This is a genomic window from Mycobacterium sp. pW045 (genome assembly GCF_041287085.1).
Taxonomy (GTDB): Bacteria; Actinomycetota; Actinomycetes; order Mycobacteriales; family Mycobacteriaceae; genus Mycobacterium; species Mycobacterium algericum_A.
This window is the reverse complement of the sequence record NZ_JBGGKU010000003.1, coordinates 120,510-146,881: the sequence shown is the minus strand read 5'-3', so window position 1 is coordinate 146,881 and position 26,372 is coordinate 120,510. Positions and strand designations below refer to the sequence as shown.

Sequence of the window (26,372 nt, the reverse complement as noted above, 5' to 3'; positions counted from 1 at the left end):
GCGTGTCCGCGTGTCCGCGGGTGCGGCGATTCAGCCCTGAGCGGGCGTCAGCGCCGACAGCGCGTATTCGCTGATCGCGATCAGCGCGTCGCGGGCAGACCGTTGGTCGCGCGCATCGACGGTGATCACCGGGATGTGATCGGGCAACGCCAGTGCTTTGCGCACCGCGGCGACCGGATAGCGCGGGGCGCCGTCGAACTCGTTGACCGCGATCAGGAACGGCAGGTTGCGGTGCTCGAAGAAGTCGACGGCGGCGAAGCTGTCCTGCAACCGCCGGCAGTCGGCCAGGATGATTGCGCCGATGGCGCCGCGAACCAGGTCGTCCCACATGAACCAGAACCGGCGCTGCCCCGGCGTGCCGAACAGGTACAGCACCAGGTCGTCGGCCAAGGTGATGCGGCCGAAGTCCATCGCCACCGTGGTGGTCCGCTTCTCCGGGGTGGCATCGAGCGTGTCGACGGCCGCCGAGGCGTCGGTGACCAGCGCCTCGGTGCGCAGCGGCATGATCTCCGAGACCGTGCCGACGAATGTGGTCTTGCCGACCCCGAACCCCCCGGCGATGACGATCTTCGTCGATGCTGACTCCCTTGGGCGGATCGGACTAGCCGAGCGCTCGTAGGCCACGAAGCGTCCTTCCTATCAGTTCCCGTCGTTCTTCCCGGGTGGACGCCTCGCTCAGCGTGCGACGCACCCGAAGGTGTCCCGACGTGACCAGATCCCCCACCAGAACGCGTGCCACACCCACCGGCAGGTCCAGCCGAGCAGCGATCTCAGCAACCGACGGGCCGGTCTGACACAGTTCGACGATACGGCCGCGCGGATCACCGGCCGGCCACTGGCCGGGTTGCGCCCGGCGCACCGTCTGCACCGGGGCCTCCAGCGGCAGGTTGACCTCGGTGTGGGTGCGGCCCGCGGTCAGCGTGTACGGGCGCACCAGGCTGGCCTCGGTTTCCGGGGCCTGGCGGACCTCCGGCAAGCCGGGCAGGTCCATCACCGGACCTTCACGACCGGCCGCCCGGCGACGGCGCCGCGGACCGGCGCGCCGACTGCACCACCGCGCCGACCCGTTCCACCAGGACCGCCATCTCGTAGCCGACCTGGCCGATGTCGCAGGAGGCGCTCGCCAGTGTCGCCAGGTGCGAGCCGTCGCCGACCCGCATCAGCAGCAGGTAACCGTGCTCCATCTCCACCACCGACTGCAGCACCCGGCCGCCCTCGAACAACTGCGCCGCCCCGGAGGCCAGGCTGGCCAGTCCGGACGCCACGGCGGCCAGCTGGTCGGCGCGCTCCTTGGGCAGGTGCTCGCTGGCCGCGACCGTCAGTCCGTCGACCGACACCAACACCGCGTGCGACACCCCGGGAACTTCGCGGGCGAAGTTGGTCACCAGCCAGTCCAGCGAGCCTTCGGGAGCGCGCCGCTGGTCACTGTGGTCGGTGGGAAAAGTCATTGCTGGTTCTGTCCCTGGTCGGTGTCGAAGTCGTTTTCGAAGTCGTTTCCGAAGTCGTTTTCCCGGGCGTGCGATCTCGCGGCGCGCACCCCGCCGAAGTGGCTGCTGATCGAGGAGCGGATCGCCGCGGGATCCCGTGCCGGCGCCTCGTGGGCCGGCCCGCCGTTGGATGCTACCGGTTCACCGGTGTCGTCCGGCCGCTGCGCCGGAGGGCCCGAACCCGCCGGCGGCGGTTCGGCTTCGGCCGAGCCGGGCACCAGCCGGGCGCCGGGTTCGCGCACCGGCAGGCCGTGTTCGGTGTGGGCGGTGACCGGCATGTTCTCCACCTCGGCGGCCACCGACCAGCCGCGGTCCCACACCGACTGCCAGTCCAGGTCGGCGCGCAGACCCGGCTCGTTGGGATCGCTGCCCGGCGACTCGGAAAGCATCCGCTGATAGATCGTGTCGGTGTCGCTGCCGGTGTCCTCGGTGGCGCGGCGGACCCGGGCCCGCGCCCCGAAGTATGCCGAAGTGTCTGCCGGAGAAGACTTTTCGATCACCCGCTCGGGTTCGACGAAATCGTCCTCGGCCGGTTCCCGACGTTGGTCTGCGGCCTGCTGGGCGGCCTGCTCGTCGGCCTCCCACCAGGGTTGCGGCAGTTCGCGGCGCTCCCGGCCGGCCTCGTGGTCGGCCGGTGGCCGCACCGGCGACCCGGCGGGCATCCCGGTGATGCCACTGGACCCCGGAGTCCGTCGCGGCAGCAGCGAGACGACGGGACCGGGCTCGGCCGCCTCCTCGTAGGGCTCGTGCGCCTCATACCGCTCATGCGCCCCGGCGGGCTCATACGTCTCAGGCTGGTAGGGCTCGTCAGGCTGGTAGGGCTCGTCAGCCCGGTAGTCCTGGTATGCCTCGGGGTGGCTCGGGCCGGCGTGGTACGACGGCGGGGCCGGCTCCTCGGTCTCCCGGTAGCTCAGCAGGTGCGGCGGCAGGTACACCTCGGCGGTGATACCGCGTGACCCCTGCGACGCCGGGAACAACCGGACCTCGATCCCGTGCCGGTGGGCCAGCCGGGAGATCACGAACAGACCCATGTGGCGGGCGTTCTCCGGGCTGAACTCACCGCCGGAGGCCAGCCGCATGTTGGCCATCCGCAGATCGGAGTCGGTCATGCCCAAACCGACGTCGACGACCTCGACCACCACTCCGCCGTCGTTATCGAGCCCGGCGACCACCCGCACCGGCTCGGTGGGCGCCGAGTAGCGCAGCGCATTGTCGATCAACTCCGCGAGCAGGTGCACACAGTCGGCCGCCGCGGCGCCGATCACCGTGACGTCGGGCACCAACACGGTCTGCACCCGCTGATAGCCCTCCACCTCCGAGGCGGCGGCACTGATCAGCGTCGCCAGCGGGGTCGCCTGTCCCCGCTCGTGCGGCACCCGCGCCCCCGCCAGCACCAACAGGTTCGCGCCGTTGCGCCGCATCCGCGCGGCGAGGTGGTCCAGCTGGAACAGGCTCTCCAGCCGGTCCGGGTCATCCTCGTTGCGCTCCAACCGGTCGATGAGCGCCAGCTGCTGGTCGACCAGGGACCGGTTGCGCCGCGACATCGTCTCGAACATCTCGTTGACCAGCCGGCGCAGCCGGGCCTCGTCACCGGCCAACAGCAGCGCCTGCGCGTGCAGCTCGTCGACGGCGTGGGCGACCTGACCGACTTCCTCGGTGGTGTAGACCGGCAACGGCGCGGGTTCGCGTTCGTCACCGGCACGCACCCGGGCGATCTCGTGTTCGAGGTCGGAGTGGGCGACCTGCAGTGCGCTGTTTCGCAGCGTGCGCAGCGGCCGCACCAGCGAGCGCGCCACCAGCCACACCGCCAGCAGCGTGGCGATGGTCGCGGCCAGCACCAGTGCGATGTCACGGATGGCGGCGGCGCGGCGGTCGGCGGCGCGGTCTTCCACCGCCCTGGTCACCGCCCCGGTGTTCTCGGCGATCAGCCGCGCGGCGATCTGGTCGGTGGTGCGGATCGAGTCCCGCAGCACCGGGTTGTTGGGCAGCACCTGTTCCGGATCGGACATGATCGCCATCCGGGTCACCAGCTGCTGCTGCAGGGCCTTGGCGTCCGGGGAGTCGACTCCGAGTACCTCGGTCATCCCGAACAGCGTGGACGGCTCGGTGCCGGCCAGCGTCATCATCGAGCTGCGCAGTTCCGCGTCGGGAACCTCACCGCCCCGGTTGACCAGCAGTTCCTGCATCATCATCTGACCGCGGGCGCCGACGGCGCGGCTCAGGCCCTCGGTCTGCGCCCGGATCCGTTCACTGTCGAGCCGAACCGAGCCGTTGATGGCGTCCTCGGCGGTCAGCAGGATCGGCGCGTAGCCGGTCACCTCCTCGCGCAGCCCCAAACCGGCGGTCGACACCGCGTCCAGCAGGCCCTCGCCCCGCTCGATGAGCGTGCCCACCCCGGAGCGAACGTCGGCCGCGACGTCGGTATGCGACAGCCGCGACTGGAGCTCGTACATCCGGTTCTCGAAGTTCTTCCGGGCGCCCTCGGCGTCGCCGTCGGAGGAGGCCGCCACCAGCGCGTCGCCCAGCGCCGACATGTAATTGGTGATGGCCGGGATCATCTCGGCGCGGTCGGCGACCAGCCGAAGCCGGTTGGCCTCCGACAGCGCCCCGGAGATACGCAGCCCGCCGAAGACACCGGCCAGCAGCATCGGCAGCAGCGCGATCGCCAGCACCTTCCATCGCACCGGCCAGTTGCGCACCGACCACCGCGACGGGCGTTTCACCGCCGCTGCAGCGGATTCCTTCTCACGGTCGGCCAGGCCGTCGAGGGCGGGATCCACCTCGTCCGGGTGGTCGAAGAGCGTCACTGCTCGGCGGCCGGTTCGCCGACCGCTCGGCTGAAATTCACCGTTTGCGCCTTCATTCATCGGAGCTTCCGGCACATCGCACCCGCTGAACCGACAGCGGTGTGAGACCCGCCTTGATCTGGGCCGACTTCAGTCGGCAATTCGACGAGTATGACAGTCTGCGTGTGCCATCACCATAGCCTTTACCGAAAAGGCGCAGCTCCCGAGACGGTTCCGTGTCCTGCCGACGCCGCCGGCCAAGGGCGCCGTTCCGCTCACCCGAACAGCACGGCCGGTGACGTGTCAGTGGGCCGATGGACAATCGCAGCATGACGCGGCTGACTCGGATTGTGCTGGCGGTGGTCGCTGCGGCCGGCGCGGGACTGCTGGGTCTGGCGGCCCCGGCGCAGGCCGAACCGGGCTACGGACAGGACTGCATCCTGCCCGGTGTCAGCGAGTGCCGGCTGTTGCCGGAGCGCAACCGGCCCCATGATGTGCAGCGGTGGTGTCCCGGCGGGCAGGGCTGGGTGAATGTCTTCACCCCGTGCCGGGATTACTACGGGCCGTATTCGTGAGCGGTCGCTAGACCTGCAGACCGACGCGCCCAGGTGTCCGGTTTGCCGCGCTGACGTGCCAACATCAGTTGTGTTCAAAGTGTTGTTCCACTCACCGCGCATCCCGCCCAATACCGGCAACGCGATCCGGATGGTGGCGGCCACCGGCGCGGAGCTGCATCTGGTGGAGCCGCTGGGCTTCGATCTGTCCGAGCCCAAACTGCGTCGCGCCGGGCTGGACTATCACGACCTGGCGGCGGTCACGGTGCACGCGTCGTTACCGGATGCCTGGGCAGCGCTGATGCCGGCGCGGGTGTTCGCCTTCACCTCGCACGCCGACACCTCGTTCGCAGACGTGTGTTACCGGGCCGGTGATGTGCTGATGTTCGGCCCGGAGCCCGACGGGCTGGACGCGGCGACGCTGGCCGATCCGCACATCACCGGGCAGGTGCGTATCCCGATGCTGGCCGGCCGGCGCTCGCTGAACCTGTCCAATGCCGCCGCGGTCGCGGCCTATGAGGCGTGGCGCCAGCACGGCTTCCCCGGCGGGGTGTGAGGCGCTTGCAATCGCCGTGGGTCACCAGCTGTCGAAGTGCGCCACCTGCTCGGCCGGCAGCCGCTTGGCCGGCTTGAAGTCGGTGCCCTTGGTGTAGGCGATCGGGAACAGCCCGCCCTGGCTGTAGTCGTCGTAGGGGATGCCGAGCACTTCGGCGGTCTGCCGCTCGCCGTCCTCGAGCAGGTGCAGCGTCGTCCAGCAGGAACCCAGCCCGCGGTTGCGCAACGCCAGGCAGTAGCTCCAGGCGGCCGGGAACAGCGACGCCCAGAACGACGCGCTGATGCCCAGCGGGGCCTTCTCCGGCCGGCCCTCCAGGCACGGGATCAGCATCACCGGCACGTCCTGCATGTGCTCCATCAGGTATCTGGCCGAGTCGCTGACGAATTCCATTCGCTCGCCGCGCACATCGCCCTCGCCGTAGTCGGGCCTCATCCGGTCCAGGTAGGGCTCGGCGTTGGCGCGGTAGATGTCGGCGATCGCCTGCTTCTTGACCGGGTCGGTGACGAACATCCACTGCCAGCCCTGGGCGTTGGAACCGGTGGGCGCCTGCAGGGCGATCTCGAGACACTCCATCAACACCTCGCGGGGAACCGGCTTGTCCAGGTCGAGGCGCTTGCGGACCGAACGGGTGGTGGTCAGGACTTCGTCTGCGGACAAGTTGAGGTTCATGCAGCGAGGCTAGCTGTTCTCGACAGCCTGCTCACCGGATCGCGGCTGATGCTGCCGGCGTTTCGCACCGCGCGATATCGCCGTGGCGCCGGCCTTCATCAGCAGACGTTTGACCCGCACGGCGCCCGCTCCGGCGGTGGCGGCAATAAGCGAGCGATCCGACGGGACGAAACCAAGCGGATCCCCCTCGCGGAGTTGCCCATTTCGGGCGACCGTTGCGTAGACACCGAGGCAGTGGTGTGCGTGCGCCACCAGGGTGCGGGTGATCTGTCGATCCCGGCGCAGCTCATATTGCCGGTGGGATGGCATCACGCAGCGGACGGTGGGCAGCAGCGGTTTGAGGGCGGCCCGCGGCGCGTGCAACGTGCCTGCGCACCAGTCGGTCTCCGGCTGGCCGGACGTGGTGGACGTGGTGGACGTGGTGGTCGCATCAACCAGGATCGTGGGACGAAAGCGGCGAACGTCGAAGTCGGAACCCGGCGCCAGGGCGGCCATCCTGCGCAGCGTCTGCTCGGTGACCACGTGCACCGGATAGGCGTCGGCATAGCTGCCGACCGGGGTGATGTAGCGGCTCAATTCCGCGAGCTTCTTGACCGGGAACATCGACAGGTCAGGGAGCGGTTCGTCCTCGTCGAGCCCGAAGTACTGGTGCAGATCGGCTGGGTTCGCCATCGTCCCGCGATACTGGTCACGGTCCTCGATCGGTGGCAGCGGCCGCAGTTCGACGTCTTTGTCGAGGTACGACGAGAGCGCGGCGTGGACTCCCGGATCAAAACTGGATATCTCGCTGCCGTCGGGGAACCCGATGAGCACCTCCGGCGCGTGGCCGGGACCGGCTTCCGGCGGTGGCGGCAGCGCATAACGTGCGGTGCACAACAGCAGCCCCGGCAGCCGCTTGGCGCTGGTGGTCGCGTTCTTCTCCAGGTCGCGGACGGCCCACGTCCGGTCCGCGTGTAGGCCCAGTTTGCCGACCTCAGCGGTGGTGACGCGCTGCCCTGCCATGGATTTCACCGGGTAGCGCCAGATTCCGGTGATTCGACCGACCTCGTCCATCGCCGCAGAGCTTAATCGGCCGGAGATGAGTCCGGGGCATATCCCGGGCTCAGCGGAAGTCCCGGGAGCGCGACCCCACCACCAACTCCAGTGCGCCCAGCCGCTCGGCCAGCACGGTGACCGCCCCGCTGGCGTTCTGCACCCGCCCGCGGATCAGCAGTGCCGTCGCGGTCTGCGCCAACCGGCGATGCCGCACCCACACCCCCGGGGTGCACAGCACGTTGACCATCCCGGTCTCGTCCTCGAGGTTGACGAACGTGACGCCGCGGGCGGTCGACGGCCGCTGCCGGTGGGTGACCGCGCCGGCCACCAGCACCCGGGTGCCGTCGGGGACGGCGGTGAGCTGTCCGGCCGGGACGACCCCGACCGCGTCGAGGTCGGCGCGCAGGAACTGGGTCGGGAAGCTGTCCGGAGACACGCCGGTGGCCCAAACGTCGGCGGCGGACAGCTCGATCTCGCTCATTCCGGGCAGTGCCGGGGTGTGCGAGGACACCCCCACCCCGGGCAACCGGTCCGGCCGCTGCCCCGCCGCCGCACCGGCCGCCCACAACGCCTCCCGGCGTGACGCGCCGAAGCAGCCGAACGCGCCGGCGGTCGCCAACGCCTCGGCCTGCGGCGCCGAAAGCTGAACCCGCCCGGTCAGATCCAGCATCGAGGCGAATGGCCCGTGGGCCACGCGCTCGGCCACTAGCCGCTCGGCGGCCTCGACGCCGATACCGCGGACGGCGCCCAGCCCGAGCCGGACCTGCGTGCCGTCGTGTTCCAGGGTGGCGTGCGCCAGGCTGGCGTTGACGTCCGGCCCGTGCACCGCGACGCCGTGCCGGCGGGCGTCGGCGACCAGCGACTGCGGCGAATAGAAGCCCATCGGCTGCGCCCGCAGCAGCGCGGCGCAGAACGCGGCCGGGTGGTGCAGCTTGAACCAGGCCGAGTAGAACACCAGCGACGCGAAGCTCATCGCGTGACTCTCCGGAAATCCGTAGTTGGCGAAGGCTTCCAGCTTCTCGTAGATCCTCATCGCCACCGGCCCGGTGATGCCGTGCAACTCGGCCATGCCGTCGTAGAACCGGTCGCGCAGCCGGCGCATCCGCTCCGGGGACCGCTTGGAGCCCATCGCGCGGCGCAACTGGTCGGCTTCGCCGGCGGTGAATCCGGCGCAGTCCACCGCCAGGGTCATCAGCTGCTCCTGAAACAACGGAATACCCAGGGTTTTTCGCAGCGCCCGCTCCATACACGGATGTTCGTAACTCACCGGGTCGATGCCGTTGCGCCGGCGAATGTAGGGATGCACCGACCCACCCTGGATCGGCCCGGGGCGAATCAGCGCCACCTGCACCACCAGGTCGTAGAACTCCCGGGGGCGCAGCCGCGGCAGCGTGGCCATCTGCGCGCGCGACTCCACCTGGAACACCCCGACCGAGTCGGCGCGGGCCAACATCTCATACACCGCCGGCTCGGACAGGTCGAGCGCGGCCAGGTCCACCTCGATGCCCTTGTGCTCGGCCACCAGGTCGATCGCGTAGTGCAGTGCGGAGAGCATGCCCAGCCCCAGCAGATCGAACTTCACCAAACCGATTGCCGCACAGTCGTCTTTGTCCCACTGCAGCACGCTGCGGCCGGGCATGCGTGCCCATTCCACCGGGCACACGTCGGCAATCGGCCGGTCACAAATCACCATACCGCCGGAGTGGATGCCCAGATGCCTTGGCAGGTCGGCGATCTGGGTGGCCAGGTCGATCACCGGCTCGGGAATGCCCTCGGTGTCGGCGTCGTCGGCGCGACTCAACGAACCCCAGCGGCCCAGCTGCTTGCTCCAGGCGTCCTGCTGTCCGGGCGAATATCCCAGCGCGCGGGCCATGTCGCGCACCGCGCTGCGGCCCCGGTAGGTGATGACGTTGGCGACCTGGGCGGCATGATCGCGGCCGTACTTGTCGTAGACGTACTGGATCACCTCTTCGCGCCGATCCGACTCGATGTCGATGTCGATGTCGGGCGGGCCGTCGCGGGCCGGGGACAAAAACCGCTCGAACAGCAGCTCGTTGGCGACCGGATCCACCGCGGTGACACCGAGGGCGTAGCAGACCGCGGAGTTGGCCGCCGACCCCCGGCCCTGGCACAGGATGTCACTTTCCCGGCAGAACCGGGTGATGTCGTGCACCACCAGGAAGTAGCCCGGAAACCCCAGCTGGGCAATGACATCCAGCTCGCGATCGATCTGAGCGTAAGCGCGCGGCGCTCCCCCGGGCGGGCCGTAGCGTTTCGCGGCGCCGGCCAGGGTCAGCTGCCGCAGCCAGCTGTTCTCGGTGTGCCCGTCCGGGACGGCAAACGGCGGCAGCTGCGGGGCGATCAGCGTCAGCGAGAACGCGCAGCGTTCGCCGAGTTCGGCCGCCGCCGGCACCGCCGACGGGTGCGCCGCGAACAGCCGGGCCATCTCCGCGCCCGAGCGCAGATGCGCGCCTCCCAGCGGGGCCAGCCGGCCGGCCGCGGCATCCAGCGACTGCCGTGCCCGGATCGCCCCCATCGCCATCGCCAGCCGGCCCCGGTCCGGCCCGGCGAAATGCGCTGCGGTAGTGGCCACCACCGAAACCCCGAACCTGGGTGCCAGCGCCGCCAGGGCCGCGTTGCGCTCGTCGTCGCAGGGATCGCCGTGCCGGGTCAGCTCGATGCTTACCCGCCCGGCCCCGAACCGGTCCACCAGATCAGCCAGCGCGGCCGCGGCCGCATCCGGACCACCGGCGGCCAGCGCCTGACGGACATGACCTTTGCGGCAACCGGTCAGGATGTGCCAGTGCCCGCCCGCCGCATCGGCCAGCGTGTCCAGATCGAAACGGGGCCTGTCCTTTTCGCCGGCCAGGTGAGCGGCGGCGATCTGCCGCGACAACCGCCGGTAGCCCTCCGGGCCGCGGGCCAGCACCAGCAGGTGCGGGCCGGGCGGGTCCGGGTCGTCGGTGCGGCCCGGCCCAGAACCGGTGCCCCCCAGCGACAGCTCGGCGCCGAAGACGGTGGCGATCTCCTGGCCCGCGGCGGCCAGCTCGGCGGCCGCCTCGGCGAACCGCACCACTCCGTACAAACCGTTGTGGTCGGTCAGCGCGATCGCCCGCAGGCCCAGCCGGGCGGCCTCGGCGACCAGTTCCTGCGGGGTGCTGGCCCCGTCCAAGAAGCTGTACGCCGAGTGCGCGTGCAGCTCGGCATAAGGGACCGTCGGGCCGGCCGACCCGGGTCGCGGCGGGGTGCGATCGACCGGCACACCGGCCGACTGGCGGGTGTGACGAGGCTTACCACTGAGCACCCGCTCCATTTCCGCCCAGCTCGGCGGCCCACTGCCCCAGCCCACATCCACCACGATATCGAACGTGTGTGCGATTTGTGCCCCCCTGGGGTGACGGAAAGAACTTTGATGCACTAATCTGTGTCAGATTCCGGCACCACCCGAAAGGCAATTCTTGATGTTCGGCGTTGTCAGACGCGCGTGGTTACCGCTGCTCATCGTGATGGTTCTCGTGGTGGGGGGGTTCGTCGTGCATCGCATTCGCGGCTATTTCGGCGGCGATGACAGCGGCAGCAGCGCCGTCCCGTTCGAGGACACCAAGCCGTTTCACCCCAAGGTCGTGGTCTACGACGTCTTCAGCCCGGACGGCACCTACGCCGACATCAACTACCTCGATCTGGAAGCCCTACCGCAGCGGGTCGACGGCGCCGGCCTGCCGTGGTCGCTGACCCTGTCGACCACCAACCCCGCGGTGAGTCCCAACATCGTCGCCCAGGGTGACGGCAGCACCATCGGCTGCCGGGTCACCATCGACGGCGTGCTCAAAGACGAACGAATCACCAGCAGCCCCGTGAGCGCCCAGACCTTCTGCATTGTGAAATCAGGATGAGCAAACACCTCAGCGACGACACTCCCACCGACACGCTGCCGGCGGCGCCGCCACCCCACCGCGGCGCCATCGCGACCTGGGTCCGCCGGCTCGCGGTACCGCTCATCCTGGCCTGGTTGGCGGTCACCGTGCTGGTGAACGTGATCGTGCCGCAACTCGACGAGGTCGGGGCGATGCGCGCGGTCTCGATGAGCCCCAAAGACGCCCCGTCGATGATCTCGATGATGCGCATCGGCAAGACCTTCGACGAGTTCAAGTCGGACAGTTCGGCGATGGTGGTGCTCGAAGGCGACCAGCCGCTCGGCGATGACGCGCACGCCTACTACGACGAGCTGGTCGCCAAGATGCAGGCCGACACCGAGCACGTCGAGCACATCCAGGACTTCTGGAGCGACCCGCTGACCGCGGCGGGATCGCAGAGCCCGGACGGCAAGGCCGCCTACGTCCAGGTGTACCTGGCCGGCAACATGGGCGAGACGCTGGCCAACGACTCGGTCAAGGCCGTCCAGCAGATCATCGCCGACACTCCGGCGCCCCCTGGGGTGCACGCCTATGTCACCGGTCCGTCGGCACTCAATGCCGATCAGCACATCGCCGGCGACAAGAGCCTGAAGATCATCACCGGACTGACGTTCGTGGTGATCATCGTGATGCTGCTGAACTTCTACCGGTCGATCGGCACGGTGCTGCTGGTGCTGGGCATGGTGGTGTTCGAACTGGCCGCGGCCCGCGGCGTGGTGGCCGTGCTCGGCTACTACAACGTCATTCTGCTGTCGACGTTCGCGGTGAACCTGCTGGTGACGTTGGCCATCGCCGCCTCCACCGACTACGCGATCTTCCTGCTCGGCCGCTATCAGGAGGCGCGGTCGCTCGGCGAGGACAAGGAGTCGGCCTTCCACACCATGTATCACGGCACCGCGCACGTGATCCTGGGCTCGGGGCTGACCATCGCCGGGGCCACCTTCTGCCTGTCCTTCACCCGATTGCCCTACTTCAAGTCGCTGGGTATCCCGCTGGCGATCGGCATGGTGGTGGTGACGTTCGCGGCCCTGACCTTCGGTGCCGCGGTGGTGGCGGTGGCCAGCCGCTTCGGGATGCTCGAACCCAAGCGGGCGATGCGGATTCGGGCTTGGCGACGGCTGGGCGCGATGATCGTGCGCTGGCCGGGTCCGGTGCTGGTGGCCACCACCGGGGTCTGCCTGGTCGGGCTGCTCACCCTGCCGGGGTATGAGACCAACTACAACGACCGGGTGTACATGCCCGACTATGTGCCGGCCAACATCGGCTACGCCGCCGCGGACCGGCACTTCTCCCAGGCCCGGATGAACCCGGAACTGCTGATGATCGAGTCCGACCACGATCTGCGCAACCCGGCTGATTTCCTGGTCATCAACCGGATCGCCAAACGGGTCTTCGAGGTGCCGGGGGTCGGGCGGGTGCAGACCATCACCCGGCCGCTGGGCACACCGATCGAACACACCACGATCCCGTTCGCGATGAGCATGCAGGGCACCACCCAGCAGCTGAACATGAAGTACATGCTCGACCGCATGAAGGACATGCTCAAGATGGGCGACGACATGATGGTCTCGGTCGAGTCCATGAAGCAGATGCTGGAAGTCACCCGCGAGATGTCCGAGACCACCCACAGCATGGCCACCAAGATGCACACCATGCTCGACGACATCCAGAAGATGCGCGACGAGATGGCCGACTTCGACGACATGTGGCGCCCCATGCGCAGCTACTTCTACTGGGAGCCGCACTGCTTCGACATCCCGATCTGCTGGTCGATCCGGTCGATCTTCGACGTGATGGACGGCATCGACCAGATGACCGAGGACTTCGAGAAGGTGCTGCCCGACATCGACCGGCTCGACTCGCTGATGCCCCGGATGCTCGAGATCATGCCGCCGATGATCGCGACCATGGAGAACATGCGGGTCACCCAGCTGAAGATGCAGTCCACCATGGAGGGCCTGCAGCTGCAGATGGACAAGATGATGGACGGCCAGAACGCCATGGGCAAGGCGTTCGACGACTCCAAGAACGACGACTCCTTCTACCTGCCGCCCGAGGCGTTCGACAACCCCGACTTCAAGCGCGGGATGAAGATGTTCTTGTCCCCGGACGGGCACGCGGTGCGGTTCATCATCAGCCATGAGGGCGACCCGATGTCCCCGGAGGGCGTCAGCCACATCGAGCCGATCAAGCACGCCGTCCACGAGGCACTCAAGGGCACCCCGCTGGAGGGTTCCCGGGTGTACCTGGCGGGCACCGCGTCGGTGTTCAAGGACATGAAGGACGGGTCGGCCTGGGACCTGATGATCGCCGGCATCGCCTCGCTGTGCCTGATCTTCATCATCATGCTGCTGATCACCCGGGCGGTGGTGGCCTCGGCGGTGATCGTCGGCACGGTGCTGCTCTCGCTCGGCACATCGTTCGGGATCTCGGTGCTGGTCTGGCAGCACATCATCGGATTGCACCTGCACTGGATGGTGCTGGCGATGAGCGTGATCATCCTGTTGGCGGTGGGCTCGGACTACAACCTGCTATTGGTCTCCCGGATGAAGGAGGAGATGCACGGCGGGCTCAAGACCGGCATCATCCGCGCGATGGGCGGCAGTGGCTCCGTGGTGACCTCGGCGGGTCTGGTGTTCGCCTTCACCATGATGTCGATGCTGGTCTCCGACCTGCGGGTGATCGGTCAGGTGGGCTCCACCATCGGGCTGGGTCTGATCATCGACACCCTGGTGATCCGCTCGTTCATGACGCCGTCGATCGCCGCGCTGCTGGGCCGCTGGTTCTGGTGGCCGCAGCGGGTGTGGTCGCGGCCCAGCCCGATCGCCCAGCAGGTTGCGCCGACCCCGGTCTCCGTCGGCAGCGGCTGACCGCGAACGTCACTGCTGCGGGCGGACGACGAGCACCGGCGCGTGCGCCGACTGCACCACCGCCTGGCTCACCGACCCCAGCAGCATGCCGGTGAAACCGCCGCGGCCGTGGCTGCCCACCACCACCAGCTGGGCCTGCTTGGACTGCTCGATGAGTTGGTCGGCCGGCCGGTCACAGACCACCACACGGCGCACCGTGACGTCGGGATAGCGCTCCCGCCAGCCCGCCAGCCGCTCGGCCAGGGCCAACTCCCCGTCCGATGCCATTGCGGCCAGGTCGATGCCGGGGAAATCCAGCATGCCGCTGTCGTGCCAGGCGTACACCGCCACCAGTTCCACTCCCCGCAACGACGCCTCCGCGAACGCCAGTTCGGTGGCGGCCTCCGACACCGGAGAGCCGTCGATGCCGACCACGACCGGCGCGGTGTCGGAGTGCGGGTCGCTGTCCGGGTCGGGTTCGTGGACGACCACGACCGGACAGTGCGCGTGCCGCACCAGTGACGAGCTGACCGAGCCGAGCAGACTGCGGCGCAGCAGCCCGTGACCGCGAGACCCGACCACCAGCCTGGCGGCGTCGCGGGTGGCGTCCACCAGCATCGGAACCGTCGACCCCACCACGAGCTGGGCGTCGACCCGCAGGTTTTCGCCCTGCGTCTCGGCGATTACGACGGCTTCCCGCAGCTGGCGTTCGCCCTGCTCCTGTTGCCACTCGGTGTAGCCCGGCGGCATCGGCGTCTCGGGGAACGTCATCACCACCGGCGGGGCCAGCACGTGGACCAGCGTCAGCGGCAGGTTGTGCAGGGCGGCGGCGCGCGCCGCCCATTCGACCGCGGCGTTCGACGACGGCGATCCGTCGACACCTACCAGGATTGCGGGGTTCACCCCCCCACGCTAAGCGGTATGACACCGTGGTGACCAGCCAAGCGTCCAGCTGGAGGAAGGCGGATCAGAAGTTGCCCATCACGATCGACCCGCGGCGGCACGACGCGGTGCTGTTTTGTCTCGGCGCCGACACCGAAGCACTCGCCACGGCCCTGGCCCAGCGGCTGCAGCAGGCCGGGCTGCGCACCCAACCGGTGGCATCGAGCGCGCAGCTGGTGGCCGCTGCCGCCGAGCTGGGTGTGCGGCCGGGCCGCAGCGTGGTGCTCACCGACTCCGACGCGGACGTAACCGCCGCGCGGAGTGCGGGTTTCGCCCTGGTCGTCGGCGTGGGAACCGACGGCGGCGACGCGGTGGTGGCCGAGCCGGGCCAGATCGAGGTGCGTACCGGTGATCGGCCGATGTCGGCGCTGGCCGACGCGATGACGGCGCCGGAGCTGAGCGAGCTCACCCATCCGGCGGTGTTCTTCGACTTCGACGGCACGCTGTCGGACATCGTCGAGGATCCCGACGCGGCCCGGCCGGTCGCCGGTGCGGTGGAGGCGTTGGCCGCGCTGGCCGCCCGCTGCCCGGTCGCGGTGCTGTCCGGGCGGGACCTGGACGACGTACGGGCGCGGATTGGCCTGGCCGGGATCTGGTATGCGGGCAGTCACGGCTTCGAGCTGACCGGTCCCGACGGCGCCCACCACCAGAACGACGCCGCCGCCGACGCGGTGCCGGTGCTGGCCGGTGCCGCCGCGTCGCTGCGCGAGCAGATCGGCCCGATACCGGGGGTCGTGGTGGAGCACAAGCGATTCGCCGTCGCGGTGCACTACCGCAACGCGGCCCGGGACCGGGTCGGCGAGGCGATGGCGGCGGTGCGCGACGCCGGGCGGCGGTTGGGCCTGCGGGTAACGACCGGTCGCGAGGTGATCGAGTTGCGCCCGGAGATCGACTGGGACAAAGGCCGCACACTGCACTGGATTCTGGAGCGGCTGGGCACGGTGACACCGCTGTTCCTCGGCGACGACATCACCGACGAAGACGCGTTCGACGCGGTCGCCGATCTGGCGGGCGTCGGAATCCTGGTGCGGCACAGTGACGATGGGGACCGCGCCACCGCGGCCCGGTTCGCACTGGACAGCCCGGCCCGGGTCGTCGAGTTCACCGCGCAACTGGCCGGCAGGCTCGGCGCCGGGTAGCGGGACGTTTGGCCGATCGGCGAACGGGCAACTCCTGCCCATGACCTTCGATCTCAGGCCGACCGCGGCGCAGCACGATCTGGCGCGCCGCACCCATCAGTTCGCCGAGTCCGTCATCCGTCCGGTCGCCCTCGACTACGACCAGCGGCAGGAGTTCCCGTGGCCGGTGTTGGAGGAAGCCGCCCAGCAGGGCTTCTACAGCCCGTTGTTCTACCGGGATCTGATCGGGGACTCGACGGGCCTGTCGATGCCGATGTTCATGGAGGAGCTGTTCTGGGGTTGCGCCGGAATCGGGTTGGCGATCGTGATGCCGGCGCTGGCGCTCTCGGCGATCGGTCAGGCCGCCTCCCCCGAACAGCTGCTGGAGTGGGCGCCGGAATGCTTCGGCACGCCCGGTGACCTCAAGCTCGCGGCCCTGGCGATCTCCGAGCCCGAAGGCGGCAGCGACGTACGCAACCTGCGCACCACGGCCCACCGCGACGGCGACGACTGGGTTATCGACGGGCACAAGATGTGGATCGGCAACGGCGGTATCGCCGACGTGCACGTGGTCAACGCCGTCGTGGACAAAGATCTCGGTCATCGCGGGCAGGCGTTGTTCATCGTGCCCGGCGGCACCCCCGGCCTGGAGTTGGTGCGCAAACTCGACAAGCTGGGCTGCCGGGCGTCGCACACCGCCGAGCTGCGTTTCGATCGCGTCCGGGTACCGCAGGCCAATCTGCTGGGCGGTCAGGAAAAGCTCGACCACAAGCTCGCCAAGGCCCGCGAAGCCGTTGCCGGCGGCACGTCGTCGAGGTCGGCGACGCTGGGCACCTTCGAGCAGACCCGGCCGATGGTTGCTGCTCAGGCGATCGGGATTGCCCGCGCTGCAATGGAATACGCCACCGGCTACGCGACCCGACGGGTCGCGTTCGGCGGACCGATCATCGACAATCAGGGCATCGCCTTTCCGCTGGCCGAGCTCGCCACCGCGATCGACGCCGCGCGCCTGCTGACCTGGCGGGCGTCGTGGATGGCGGCCAACGGGATCGCGTTCGGCCGCGGCGAGGGGTCGATGTCGAAGCTGGCGGCCAGTGAGGTCGCGGTGCGGGCCACCGAACGCGCGATTCAGACGCTGGGCGGCTGGGGCTACATCACCGATCACCCGGTGGAGAAGTGGTATCGGGATGCCAAGTTGTACACCATCTTCGAGGGCACCAGCGAGATACAGCGGATCGTGATCTCGCAGGCGCTGGGCGCCTCGGAAGGCGCTCCGCCGCTGCATGTCGAGATCGAGCCGTCCGGCGGCCCGCTGAACCGGATGTTCGGCCGCGGCACCCCTATTCGCACCCGCGCGGCCAGCGCCGCACTGGCGATGCAGGACCGGATCCCCGGTCCGGTGATGCGACTGGCGATGAAAGTGCTGCGACCCCCGCGCCCGTAGCCCGTGCGCTGGGAGCCCTGGGCGCCGGAAGTCCGCAACGGGCGGTCAGCCCCGGTACTCCGCGGCACCGTCGTCGAGCACCACCCGCGGGTTGACGCCGTCGGGACCGGCGGCCTCGGTTCGGAACACCGCCCTGCCCGGCTCGGTCCGCCAGATCGAGGTGGTCAGCGTCTCGCCGGGGAACACCGGTTCGGTGAAGCGTGCCGTGATCGCGGTGACCCGCTCGGCGTCGCCGCCGCCGAGTTCGGCGACCAGCGCGCGGCCGGCGAAGCCGTAGGTGCACAACCCGTGCAGGATCGGCTTGGGGAAACCGGCCAGCGTGGTGGCGAACCAGGGGTCGCTGTGCAACGGGTTACGGTCGCCGGAGAGCCGATACAGCAGCGCCTGGTCCTCGCGGGTCGCATAGGCCACGCGGGCATCCGGCTCGGAATCCGGAATCTGCGGGGCCACCGGCCGCTGCCCCGGCTCCCCGCCGAAACCACCGGCCTTACGGATGACCAGCGTGGTCAGCGTCTCGGCGATCGGCTCGGAGGTCGTGGGGTCGGTGCCGCGCGCCCGCAGCATCACCACGGCATTCTTGCCCTCGCCCTTGTCCTGGATGTCGGCGACCTCGGCGACCACCTGCAGGCTTCCGGCGGCGGGCAGCGGCGCGAACAGCCGCACCTGCTGCGAGCCGTGCAGCAGCATCGCCGGGTTGAAGGTGCCGATCTTGCCGGCGGCCGCGAAGCCCAGGCAGCAGACCACGGCGAAGGTGGGCAGCACCTGCTGCGGGATGTCGTGGCTGTTCTCGGTGGTGAACGCCAGGTCGGCTGTCCCGGCGCCGACGCCGAGCGCATACAGCATGGTGTCGCGATCGGTCCATTCGACCAGTACCGGATCGGTGGTCGCGCCGACGGCTGTCGGATCCAGTGCCATGGGTTCTCCTTACCGCGATCATGGGCGGATTCGCCTCACCATTTCAGCAGAACCGGCCCCGTCGGCACCGCCGACACGGCAGGCTGTCGCCATGGGGAAGCGCATCTGGAACCGCACCGGCACGGTATTCGCGATGGTGGCCGCCGCCCTCGCCGCAGCCCTGGTGCTCGGGGGTTGTTCGGGGACACCGCATACCCGCACCATCACTTTGACGTTCATTCGCCACGGCGAATCGGAAGCCAACGCCGCCGGGATCATCGACACCACGGTGCCCGGCCCGGGGCTGACCGAGAAGGGCCGCGCGCAGGCCCAGGAGATCGTGGATCAGCTGTCGCGCAACCGCTACGACGGCGTGTACGCCTCCTCGATGGCGCGCAGCCAGCAGACCGCCGCGCCGCTGGCGCGCGAACTCGGCCGTCAGGTGCAGATCCTGCCCGGGCTGCGGGAGATCGACGCGGGCTGGTTCGCCGACAAGCAGAACACGGTGGTCAACGCGACCTATCTGCTGGCCCCACAGGCCTGGATTCACGGTGACCGGACCGCGGCCATACCCGGCTCGATCGACGGCAACCAGTTCAACGACGAGTTCAGCGCCGCGGTGCAGCGGATCTACGACAGCGGCGACGCCAATCCGGTGGCGTTCTCGCACTCGGCGTCGATCATGGCGTGGACGCTGATGAACGTCAGGAACCCGCGGGACGAGCTGATGACCGACCACCCGCTGCCCAACATCGGCCGGGTGGTGATCAAGGGCAGCCCGAGCACCGGCTGGAAGCTGGTGGACTGGGACGGAATTCGCGCGTTCTGAGCCCACGGTTGACGTGGTGGCCGTGACAGGCCACCATGACCGGATGCGCTATGTCGTTACCGGCGGTACCGGATTCATCGGGCGACGGGCGGTGTCCCGTCTGCTGACGACCAGGCCCGACGCGCAGGTGTGGGTGCTGGTGCGCCGCGAGTCGCTGGGCCGCTTCGAAGCGCTGGCCTCGCAACCCGGCCAAGGCTGGGGCGAGCGGGTAAAGCCGCTGGTCGGCGACCTGACAGCGGAGAACCTCGGGTTGACCGACACGGTGATCGACGAACTCGGCAGCATCGATCACGTGCTGCACTGTGCGGCGATTTACGACATCACCGCCGGCGCGGCCGAACAGCAGGCGGCCAACGTCGAGGGCACCCGCGCGGTGATCGGGCTGGCGAAGCGGCTCGATGCCACCTTGGCGCACGTCTCGTCGATCGCGGTGGCCGGCGACTACGCCGGCGAGTTCACCGAGGCCGACTTCGACATCGGCCAGGCGCTGCCGACCCCGTATCACCAGACCAAGTTCGAGGCCGAAGCGCTGGTGCGCTCGACGCCGGGGCTGCGCTACCGGATCTACCGCCCGGCGGTGGTGGTGGGTGATTCGCGCACCGGCGAGATGGACAAGATCGACGGCCCGTACTACTTCTTCCCGCTGCTGGCCAAGCTGGCGGCGCTACCCCGGCTCACCCCGATGGCCGTGCCCAACACCGGACGCACCAACGTCGTCCCGGTCGACTACGTGGTCGACGCGCTCGTCGAGTTGATGCACGCCGACGGGTGCGACGGGCGTACCTTCCACCTGACGGCGCCGAAATCGATTGGGCTGCCGGATATCTACCGGGCCGTCGCGGCCGAGGCGGGGCTGCCGCCGCTGCGCACCAAGCTGCCCGGCGCGGTGGCGGCCCCGCTGCTCAACGTCGGCGGCCGGGCGCGGGTGTGGCGCAACATGGTCGCGACCCAGCTGGGCCTGCCCGCCGAGGTGCTCGACCTGGTGAACCTACGGCCGACGTTCGTCGCCGATGCCACCCGGGAGGCGTTGCGGGGCACCGGTATCGAGGTCCCGCGGTTCGCCGAGTACGCGCCTCGGCTGTGGCGATACTGGGCGCAGCAGCTGGATCCCGACCGCGCCCGCCGCGGAGATCCGGCCGGACCCCTGGTCGGCCGGCACGTCGTCATCACCGGGGCGTCCAGCGGCATCGGCCGGGCCTCGGCGATCGCGGTCGCCGAGCGCGGCGGTGTCGTCTTCGCACTGGCCCGCAGCGGCGAGGCGCTCGATGAGTTGGTGGCCGAGATCCGCGCCGCGGGCGGGCAGGCCCACGCGTTCAGCTGCGACGTCACCGATTCGGCGTCGGTGGAGCACACCGTCAAGGACATCCTGGGCCGGTTCGACCACGTCGACTACCTGGTGAACAACGCCGGCCGGTCGATTCGCCGCTCGGTGGCCAGTTCCACCGATCGGCTGCACGACTACGAGCGCACCATGGCGGTCAATTACTTCGGCGCGGTGCGGATGGTGCTGGCACTGCTGCCGCACTGGCGGGAACGCCGGTTCGGCCACGTCGTCAACGTTTCCAGCGAAGGGGTGCTGGCGCACAGTCCCCGCTACAGCGCCTATGTGCCCACCAAGGCCGCGCTGGACGCGTTCGCCGATGTGGTGTCGACCGAGACGCTCTCAGATCACGTCACCTTCACCACCATCCACATGCCGTTGGTGGCCACGCCGATGATCGCGCCGACGGGCAAGCTGTTGCCGGTGGGGGCGATCAGCCCCGAGCACGCGGCCGCCATGGTGGTGCGCGGTCTGATCGAGAAGCCGGACCGGATCGACACCCCGCTGGGCACCCTGGCCGAGGCAGGCAATTACATCGCCCCGCGGCTGGCGCGCCGGCTGCTGCACCAGCTCTACCTGGGTTACCCGGACTCGGCCGCCGCGCGCGGCGTGGCACCGGCCGCTGCGGCGCAGCCGCCACGGCAGTCCTCCCGCAGGCCGAAGCGGCCGGCCCGGGCGATCAGCCGGGTACGGGTGCCCCGTCCGGTCAAGCGGGCGGTCCGGCTGGTGCCGGGCGTGTACTGGTGATCGTGCGGTCGTGATGCTGCCGGTCTTCGCCGACGTCGACACCGGCGTCGATGACGCCGTTGCGCTGGTCTACCTGCTGGCCGACCCGCAGGCCCGGCTGGTGGGTCTGGCAGCAACCGGCGGAAACGTTGCGGTGCAACAGGTCTGCCGCAACAACCTGGCTCTGCTGGAGTTGTGCGGGGCGAGCGGCATTCCGGTGTCGCGGGGCGCCGAGGCACCGCTGAGCGGGCCGGTCCGCACCGCGGAGGCCATTCACGGGCCGCAGGGACTGGGGTATGCCGAGCTGCCGCCGGGCAGCGGCCGGCTCACCGGATACGACGCCGCGGCGGCGTGGGCCGTCGCCGCGCGGGAACACCCCGGGCAGCTGATCGGGCTGGTGACCGGCCCGCTGACCAACCTGGCGCTGGCGCTGCGGGCCGAGCCCGCACTGCCCACGCTGCTGCGCCGGCTGGTGATCATGGGCGGCGTGTTCTCCGGCGAGCGGGCCGGCCGGGCCGAGTTCAACATCGGGTTCGATCCCGAGGCGGCCGCCGAGGTGTTCTCGGCGTGGGCGGCCGTTGCGCCGCAACGGCTTCCGCTGATATGCGGGCTGGATCTGACCCAGCGCATCGCGATCACCCCGGCGATCCTGGCATTGCTGCCGGCGCCGTCAGACAGCCCGGTGGTCCGGTTGCTCCACGACGCACTGCGGTTCTACTTCGAGGCGCACGACGCCCGGGGGCACGGGTACCTGGCGTATCTGCACGATCCGCTGGCCGCGGCGGTCGCGCTGGAACCCGGCCTGGTGACCACCCGGCCGGCCGCGATACGGGTTGTGCTCACACCCGGGGCGGAGCGCGGGCGCACGATTCCCGACTGGAACGCCGGGCAGCCCAACGCGCTGATCGGCGTGGGCGTCGACCCGGCGGCGTTCTTCGACCGGCTCGTGCAGCGAATCGGCGCGTTGGCCCGCCGGCTGGGCTGAGTGCCTCCCCGCCCCATCCCCATCCCGCCGAGCGTGTAACCACTGCGATTTGAGGCGCAGTTTTTCGCAGTGGTTACACGTTGGGCGAAGAAGGGTGGGACGGCCGAGTCGGCGCGTTGGCCCGCCGGCTGGGCTGAGTGCCTCGTCACTCATAGCTGCCCTCCAGGTACCACCGCCGCAGCCGGTAGCACAGCAGCAGCGCCTGACCGGGCGCGCCGGCCGGGCCGTCCAGCAGCGCCTGGACCCGGGCGGTGCGTCCCGATCCCGGCCCCTCCCGCTGCGGATCCCACCACCGCTCGTCGACCGGCCAGGGCCCGGCCCACCAGCGCAGCCGCTCATCACGCCCCCGGGCCACCAGCCACACCGGATCGGCCGAGAACAATCCGCGGCCGGTCACCCGGATCGGGTTTCGTTCGGCGTCAAGCAGTTCCACCGGATCGTCGAGCAGCACCGCCGGCGAGGGCTCGGGGAGCCGGCCGGGCCACGGCTGGCGCGGGTCGGCCAGCGGCACCGGCTCGTCCCCCAGCGGGGTCAAGGTGATGCGCTCGGCGGGGCCGCGGCCACCGGAGAGCACCGGCACCCGCACCGCCTCCGGGCCGAGCAGCCCCTGCACCCGCGCCAGTGCCCGGCGGGCCCGCAGCCGGTCCTCCTCGCCGAGCCCTCCCCACAGCGGCAGCTGCAGCGCCTCGGTCGCCGAGAGCACCTCCACCGGCTGCAGCCGCAGCAGCGTGATCGGGCCGGTGGGCCGGTCGGAGGTGAGGCGGCTGTTCAGCCAGCCGTCCAGTTGCCAGCGCACCCGGTCGGCGGTGGCGTCCTCGGTCAACGGCTCGGCGCACCGCCACACCCGGGTCAACTCGTCACCGGTGGCGGTGACGGCGTGAATGGCCAGCCGGGTGCAGCCGACACCGGCGGCCATCAGCGTCCGGTGCAGCACGCCGGCCAGCGAGCGGCCGGCGAACGCCGCGGCGTCGACCCGGTCGATCGGCGGATCGCAGTGCAGCACCGCGTCCAGATCCGGGGCGGGCTCCCGCCCGGACGGCCCGCGTTCCGGCTCGCCGCGGGCGAATCGGTGCGCGGTCAGCGCATCGGAGCCGAACCGCGATGTCACATCTCGACGCGGTAGCGCGGCGAACTGCCCTATGGTCCGGATCCCCAAGCGCCACAACAGGTCCACGAGACTGTCACGTCCGGGGCCGGACAGGCTGGGTTCGGCGGCCAGCTGCCGGATCGACAGCGCCGACAGGAACCGGGCGTCCCCGCCGGGTGGTACCACGGCGCCGGCGCGCGCGGCGAGCACCGCGGCGGAGAGCCCATCGGCGATCCCGACCTGGCATTCGACATCGGCGGCGGCCACCGCGTCGACGAGGCGTTCGGCGGCTTGCTCCTCGGAGCCGAAGGCCCGGACCGCACCGCGCACCGACACCACCAGCAGGCCGGGCCGTAGCACCTCGGCGGCCGGCACCAGTTCGTCAACCGCGGCCAGGACCGGCTCGAACAACCGGGCGTCGCGATCGGTGTCGGCGGCCACCACGTGCAGTGGCGGGCAGCGGGCCGCGGCCTCCCGGCGCCGCAGCCCACGGCGCACCCCCGCCGCACGGGCACCGGCCGAGCAGGCGATCACCCGGTTGGCCAGGGTGACGGCGATCGGCGCGGTGGCCGGCAGACCCGCCGCGACCGCCGCGGCAACGGCGGGCCAGTCCATGCACCACAGCGCCAGTACCCGAGAGTCGGCCATGAGAAGACCCGCTACCCAGCCCTGGTTCGTCCGACCGCGCCCCCGCGCGCCCGCACCTCAAGCCGCACCGCGCCGATCCGCCCGAAGCCCGGGCGTGCCGCACAGCCCCCGCTTATCACCTCATACCCGCTCACCCGGGCCTCCAGTCGCAGCGCCGCGCCCTGCCAGTCACCGTCACAGATCAGCAGGGCGCAGCCCCGGTGCCGCGCGCGGCCCAGCACCACCCGGGTGCGTGCCGGCGGCACGTGGCGGCCGCCCAGGCCGAGCACCACCAGATCCATGCCGTCCATCAGCACCGTGGCCACCTCCACCGGATCGTTGCCGGGATCGGGGATCACCGCGAGCCGGCTCAGGTCGGCGCCCATCTCCGCGGCGGCCAGCAGCCCGGCGTCCGGCTGGCCGACGATGGCCGCGTTACCGCCGGCGGCCGTCACCGCGGCCACCATGCCCAGCATCAGCGAGCGCGCCCCCGAGGCCACCGCCACGGCACCCCGCGGCAACCCGGCGGGCAGCACCCCGGCCAGCAGCGGCGGGACCGGCAGCGCGGCCTCGAAAGCCTGGGCAGCCGGAACAGCCGAGACCACTCCCCGCCGCCCGGCGCCTACCTTTCCGGCCACCGCCGCCATCTGCCGGCGCAGCTGTTCCAGCTGGTCAGCTCGATTTTCAGGGCCGCTGGGACGTTGCCCCAGCTCCACCGCCGCCGTCATGATCGCCTCCGGGGAAACCTCGCATCGACTCGAAACTATGTTCGATTGATCCGAGTGAACACTTCCCCACCGACAACCGTCAAGCCGGGCGGATCAGGCGTCCCGCGCGTCACACCCGCACCGCATCAGCAGACTTCGAAGAACGGCCCGGTTGCCGCTCGGCGGCGGCCAACAGCGACCGTGGCTTGCTCCTGTGTCGCTTGAGGCGGATGCGCCCCCAGCGCGGTAAGTGACGGGTGTGTCTACTCCCACTCGATGGTGCCGGGCGGTTTGCTGGTGACATCCAGCACGACGCGGTTGACCTCGGGCACCTCGTTGGTGATCCGGGTGGAGATGCGCTCGAGCACCTCGTAGGGGACCCGGGTCCAGTCGGCGGTCATGGCGTCCTCGCTGGAGACCGGCCGCAGCACGATCGGATGCCCGTAGGTGCGGCCGTCGCCCTGCACCCCGACCGAGCGGACGTCGGCCAGCAGCACCACCGGGCACTGCCAGATCTGATGGTCCAGACCGGCGGTGGTCAACTCCTCGCGGGCGATCGCATCGGCCTGACGCAGCGTCGCCAGCCGCTCCGCGGTGACCTCGCCGACGATCCGGATGCCCAGCCCCGGCCCGGGGAACGGTTGGCGCGCCACGATCTCCTCCGGCAGCCCCAACTCCCGTCCGACCGCGCGCACCTCATCTTTGAACAGCAGCCGCAGCGGCTCGACGAGAGTGAACTTCAGGTCGTCCGGCAGCCCGCCGACGTTGTGGTGGCTCTTGATGTTCGCGGTGCCGGCACCCCCGCCGGATTCCACCACGTCCGGATACAGCGTGCCCTGCACCAGAAAATCGATCGGTTCCTCGGCGGCCAGATCACGCACCGCGCCCTCGAAGGCGCGAATGAACTGCCGCCCGATGATCTTTCGCTTGCCCTCCGGGTCGGACACCCCCGACAGCGCGTCCAGGAACGTCTCGGCGGCGTCGACCGTGATCAGCTTCGCCCCGGTGGCGGCGACGAAGTCCTCCTGCACCTGCTCGCGCTCCCCGGCGCGCAACAACCCGTGGTCGACGAACACACACGTCAGCCGGTCCCCGATGGCGCGCTGCACCAGCGCCGCGGCGACCGCGGAATCCACCCCACCGGACAACCCGCAGATGGCGTGCCCGTCCCCGATCTGCTCACCCACCTGCGCGATCAGCGCATCGGCGATATTGGCCGGCGTCCAGGACGCGTCGATCCCGGCGAACTCGTGCAGGAACCGGCTGAGCACCCGCTGCCCGTACGGGGTGTGGATCACCTCCGGGTGGTACTGCACCCCGGCCAGTCGGCGGGCCCGGTTCTCGAACGCGGCCACCGGAGCGCCCTCGGTGCTGGCCACTACCGCGAACCCGTCCGGGGCGGCGGTCACCGCATCGCCATGGCTCATCCACACCGGCTGGGAAGCCGGGAAGCCCGAATGGAGTTCGCCGCCGGACACTTTCAGCTCGGTGCGGCCGTACTCACTGGTGCCGGTACGCTCGACGGTGCCGCCGAGGGCGGCCGCCATCGCCTGAAAGCCGTAGCAGATGCCGAACACCGGCACATCGAGGTCGAACAGCGCCGGATCGAGCCGGGGGGCGCCGTCGGCGTAGACGCTGGCCGGCCCGCCGGACAGCACGATCGCCCGCGGTTCACGCGCGGCGATCTCCTCGACGGTCGCGGTGTGCGGGACGACTTCGGAGAACACCCGCGCCTCCCGGACCCGGCGCGCGATCAGTTGGGCATACTGCGCGCCGAAGTCGATGACCAACACGGGGCGAGGCGATGGAGACGACACCACACAGAGCTTAGTGGCGGCAAAC

General features: G+C 70.1%; 21 protein-coding genes. 9 read left to right on the top strand and 12 right to left on the bottom strand.

Features of this window, described 5'->3' with window-relative positions; translation table 11 throughout:
* Window positions 1-30: 30 nt before the first annotated feature.
* Genes ACAG20_RS05520 through ACAG20_RS05505 form a run of 4 tightly spaced genes read right to left on the bottom strand, consistent with a single transcriptional unit; the run spans window position 31 to window position 4,294 of the window.
* Entirely contained in the window at window positions 31-597 is a 567-nt protein-coding gene (locus ACAG20_RS05520; RefSeq protein ID WP_370492062.1) for an ATP/GTP-binding protein, read from the bottom strand.
* 4 nt (window positions 598-601) lie between these two features.
* Window positions 602-991: a DUF742 domain-containing protein gene (locus tag ACAG20_RS05515; RefSeq protein ID WP_112687847.1), complete on the bottom strand. Its 390-nt coding sequence runs from the start codon at window positions 989-991 to the stop codon at window positions 602-604.
* A 10-nt stretch (window positions 992-1,001) separates the two neighbouring features.
* Window positions 1,002-1,448, bottom strand: a complete 447-nt coding sequence (locus ACAG20_RS05510; protein WP_112687849.1) for a roadblock/LC7 domain-containing protein — start codon at window positions 1,446-1,448, stop codon at window positions 1,002-1,004.
* Complete coding sequence (locus tag ACAG20_RS05505) at window positions 1,445-4,294, bottom strand: ATP-binding protein (RefSeq protein WP_370491837.1); 2,850 nt, start codon at window positions 4,292-4,294, stop codon at window positions 1,445-1,447. The genes ACAG20_RS05510 and ACAG20_RS05505 overlap by 4 nt, the downstream gene beginning before the upstream one ends.
* A gap of 308 nt (window positions 4,295-4,602) precedes the next feature.
* Here ACAG20_RS05505 and ACAG20_RS05500 point away from each other — a divergent pair, with 308 nt between their 5' ends.
* Both ACAG20_RS05500 and ACAG20_RS05495 read left to right on the top strand, forming a co-directional pair.
* Window positions 4,603-4,848, top strand: coding sequence for a hypothetical protein (locus tag ACAG20_RS05500; RefSeq protein ID WP_370491836.1), 246 nt, complete (start codon window positions 4,603-4,605; stop codon window positions 4,846-4,848).
* A gap of 70 nt (window positions 4,849-4,918) precedes the next feature.
* Window positions 4,919-5,383, top strand: coding sequence for a tRNA (cytidine(34)-2'-O)-methyltransferase (locus ACAG20_RS05495; RefSeq protein WP_013830131.1), 465 nt, complete (start codon window positions 4,919-4,921; stop codon window positions 5,381-5,383).
* A gap of 21 nt (window positions 5,384-5,404) precedes the next feature.
* On the opposite strand, the gene ACAG20_RS05490 is transcribed toward ACAG20_RS05495, so the two are convergent.
* Genes ACAG20_RS05490 through ACAG20_RS05480 form a run of 3 tightly spaced genes read right to left on the bottom strand, consistent with a single transcriptional unit; the run spans window position 5,405 to window position 10,436 of the window.
* On the bottom strand, window positions 5,405-6,052 hold the full coding sequence (locus ACAG20_RS05490; protein ID WP_370491835.1) for a nitroreductase family protein: 648 nt from the start codon (window positions 6,050-6,052) through the stop codon (window positions 5,405-5,407).
* A gap of 9 nt (window positions 6,053-6,061) precedes the next feature.
* On the bottom strand, window positions 6,062-7,105 hold the full coding sequence (locus ACAG20_RS05485) for an MOSC domain-containing protein (RefSeq protein ID WP_370491834.1): 1,044 nt from the start codon (window positions 7,103-7,105) through the stop codon (window positions 6,062-6,064).
* A 49-nt stretch (window positions 7,106-7,154) separates the two neighbouring features.
* Entirely contained in the window at window positions 7,155-10,436 is a 3,282-nt protein-coding gene (locus ACAG20_RS05480; RefSeq protein ID WP_370491833.1) for an error-prone DNA polymerase, read from the bottom strand.
* A 112-nt stretch (window positions 10,437-10,548) separates the two neighbouring features.
* Here ACAG20_RS05480 and ACAG20_RS05475 point away from each other — a divergent pair, with 112 nt between their 5' ends.
* The gene (locus tag ACAG20_RS05475; protein WP_370491832.1) at window positions 10,549-10,980 is read left to right on the top strand and encodes an MmpS family transport accessory protein; all 432 of its coding nucleotides are present in this window, start codon (window positions 10,549-10,551) and stop codon (window positions 10,978-10,980) included.
* Entirely contained in the window at window positions 10,977-13,871 is a 2,895-nt protein-coding gene (locus tag ACAG20_RS05470) for an RND family transporter (protein ID WP_370491831.1), read from the top strand. Before ACAG20_RS05475 ends, ACAG20_RS05470 begins: the two co-directional genes overlap by 4 nt.
* A 9-nt stretch (window positions 13,872-13,880) precedes the next feature.
* On the opposite strand, the gene ACAG20_RS05465 is transcribed toward ACAG20_RS05470, so the two are convergent.
* Window positions 13,881-14,753, bottom strand: coding sequence for a universal stress protein (locus ACAG20_RS05465; protein ID WP_112688144.1), 873 nt, complete (start codon window positions 14,751-14,753; stop codon window positions 13,881-13,883).
* 71 nt (window positions 14,754-14,824) lie between these two features.
* On the opposite strand from ACAG20_RS05465, the gene otsB reads away from it, so the two are divergent.
* Together otsB and ACAG20_RS05455 are read left to right on the top strand one after the other, a co-directional pair.
* Complete coding sequence (otsB, locus tag ACAG20_RS05460; protein ID WP_370491830.1) at window positions 14,825-15,931, top strand: trehalose-phosphatase; 1,107 nt, start codon at window positions 14,825-14,827, stop codon at window positions 15,929-15,931.
* 40 nt (window positions 15,932-15,971) lie between these two features.
* A complete protein-coding gene (locus tag ACAG20_RS05455; protein WP_370491829.1) occupies window positions 15,972-17,354 on the top strand; it encodes an acyl-CoA dehydrogenase family protein in 1,383 nt (460 codons plus the stop codon).
* A 45-nt stretch (window positions 17,355-17,399) separates the two neighbouring features.
* On the opposite strand, the gene ACAG20_RS05450 is transcribed toward ACAG20_RS05455, so the two are convergent.
* Entirely contained in the window at window positions 17,400-18,269 is an 870-nt protein-coding gene (locus tag ACAG20_RS05450; protein WP_112688140.1) for a MaoC/PaaZ C-terminal domain-containing protein, read from the bottom strand.
* Between the two features lie 91 nt (window positions 18,270-18,360).
* Here ACAG20_RS05450 and ACAG20_RS05445 point away from each other — a divergent pair, with 91 nt between their 5' ends.
* The 3 genes from ACAG20_RS05445 to ACAG20_RS05435 are packed head-to-tail and all read left to right on the top strand — an operon-like array spanning window position 18,361 to window position 22,109.
* Window positions 18,361-19,077, top strand: a complete 717-nt coding sequence (locus tag ACAG20_RS05445; RefSeq protein ID WP_370491828.1) for a histidine phosphatase family protein — start codon at window positions 18,361-18,363, stop codon at window positions 19,075-19,077.
* A gap of 43 nt (window positions 19,078-19,120) precedes the next feature.
* Window positions 19,121-21,145 (top strand): SDR family oxidoreductase, encoded by a 2,025-nt coding sequence (locus ACAG20_RS05440; RefSeq protein WP_370491827.1) that lies wholly within the window; start codon window positions 19,121-19,123, stop codon window positions 21,143-21,145.
* 13 nt (window positions 21,146-21,158) lie between these two features.
* Window positions 21,159-22,109: a nucleoside hydrolase gene (locus tag ACAG20_RS05435; RefSeq protein ID WP_370492061.1), complete on the top strand. Its 951-nt coding sequence runs from the start codon at window positions 21,159-21,161 to the stop codon at window positions 22,107-22,109.
* A 145-nt stretch (window positions 22,110-22,254) separates the two neighbouring features.
* On the opposite strand, the gene ACAG20_RS05430 is transcribed toward ACAG20_RS05435, so the two are convergent.
* The 3 genes from ACAG20_RS05430 to guaA all read right to left on the bottom strand — a co-directional run bounded on the left by ACAG20_RS05430 (window position 22,255) and on the right by guaA (window position 26,347).
* The gene (locus ACAG20_RS05430) at window positions 22,255-23,844 is read right to left on the bottom strand and encodes a DNA polymerase Y family protein (protein WP_370491826.1); all 1,590 of its coding nucleotides are present in this window, start codon (window positions 23,842-23,844) and stop codon (window positions 22,255-22,257) included.
* Window positions 23,845-23,855: 11 nt separating this feature from the next.
* A complete protein-coding gene (locus ACAG20_RS05425; protein ID WP_370491825.1) occupies window positions 23,856-24,551 on the bottom strand; it encodes a hypothetical protein in 696 nt (231 codons plus the stop codon).
* Between the two features lie 242 nt (window positions 24,552-24,793).
* Window positions 24,794-26,347 carry a glutamine-hydrolyzing GMP synthase gene (gene guaA / locus ACAG20_RS05420; RefSeq protein WP_112688463.1) on the bottom strand — a complete coding sequence of 518 codons (1,554 nt, stop codon included), beginning with the start codon at window positions 26,345-26,347 and terminating at the stop codon, window positions 24,794-24,796.
* Window positions 26,348-26,372: the final 25 nt, after the last annotated feature.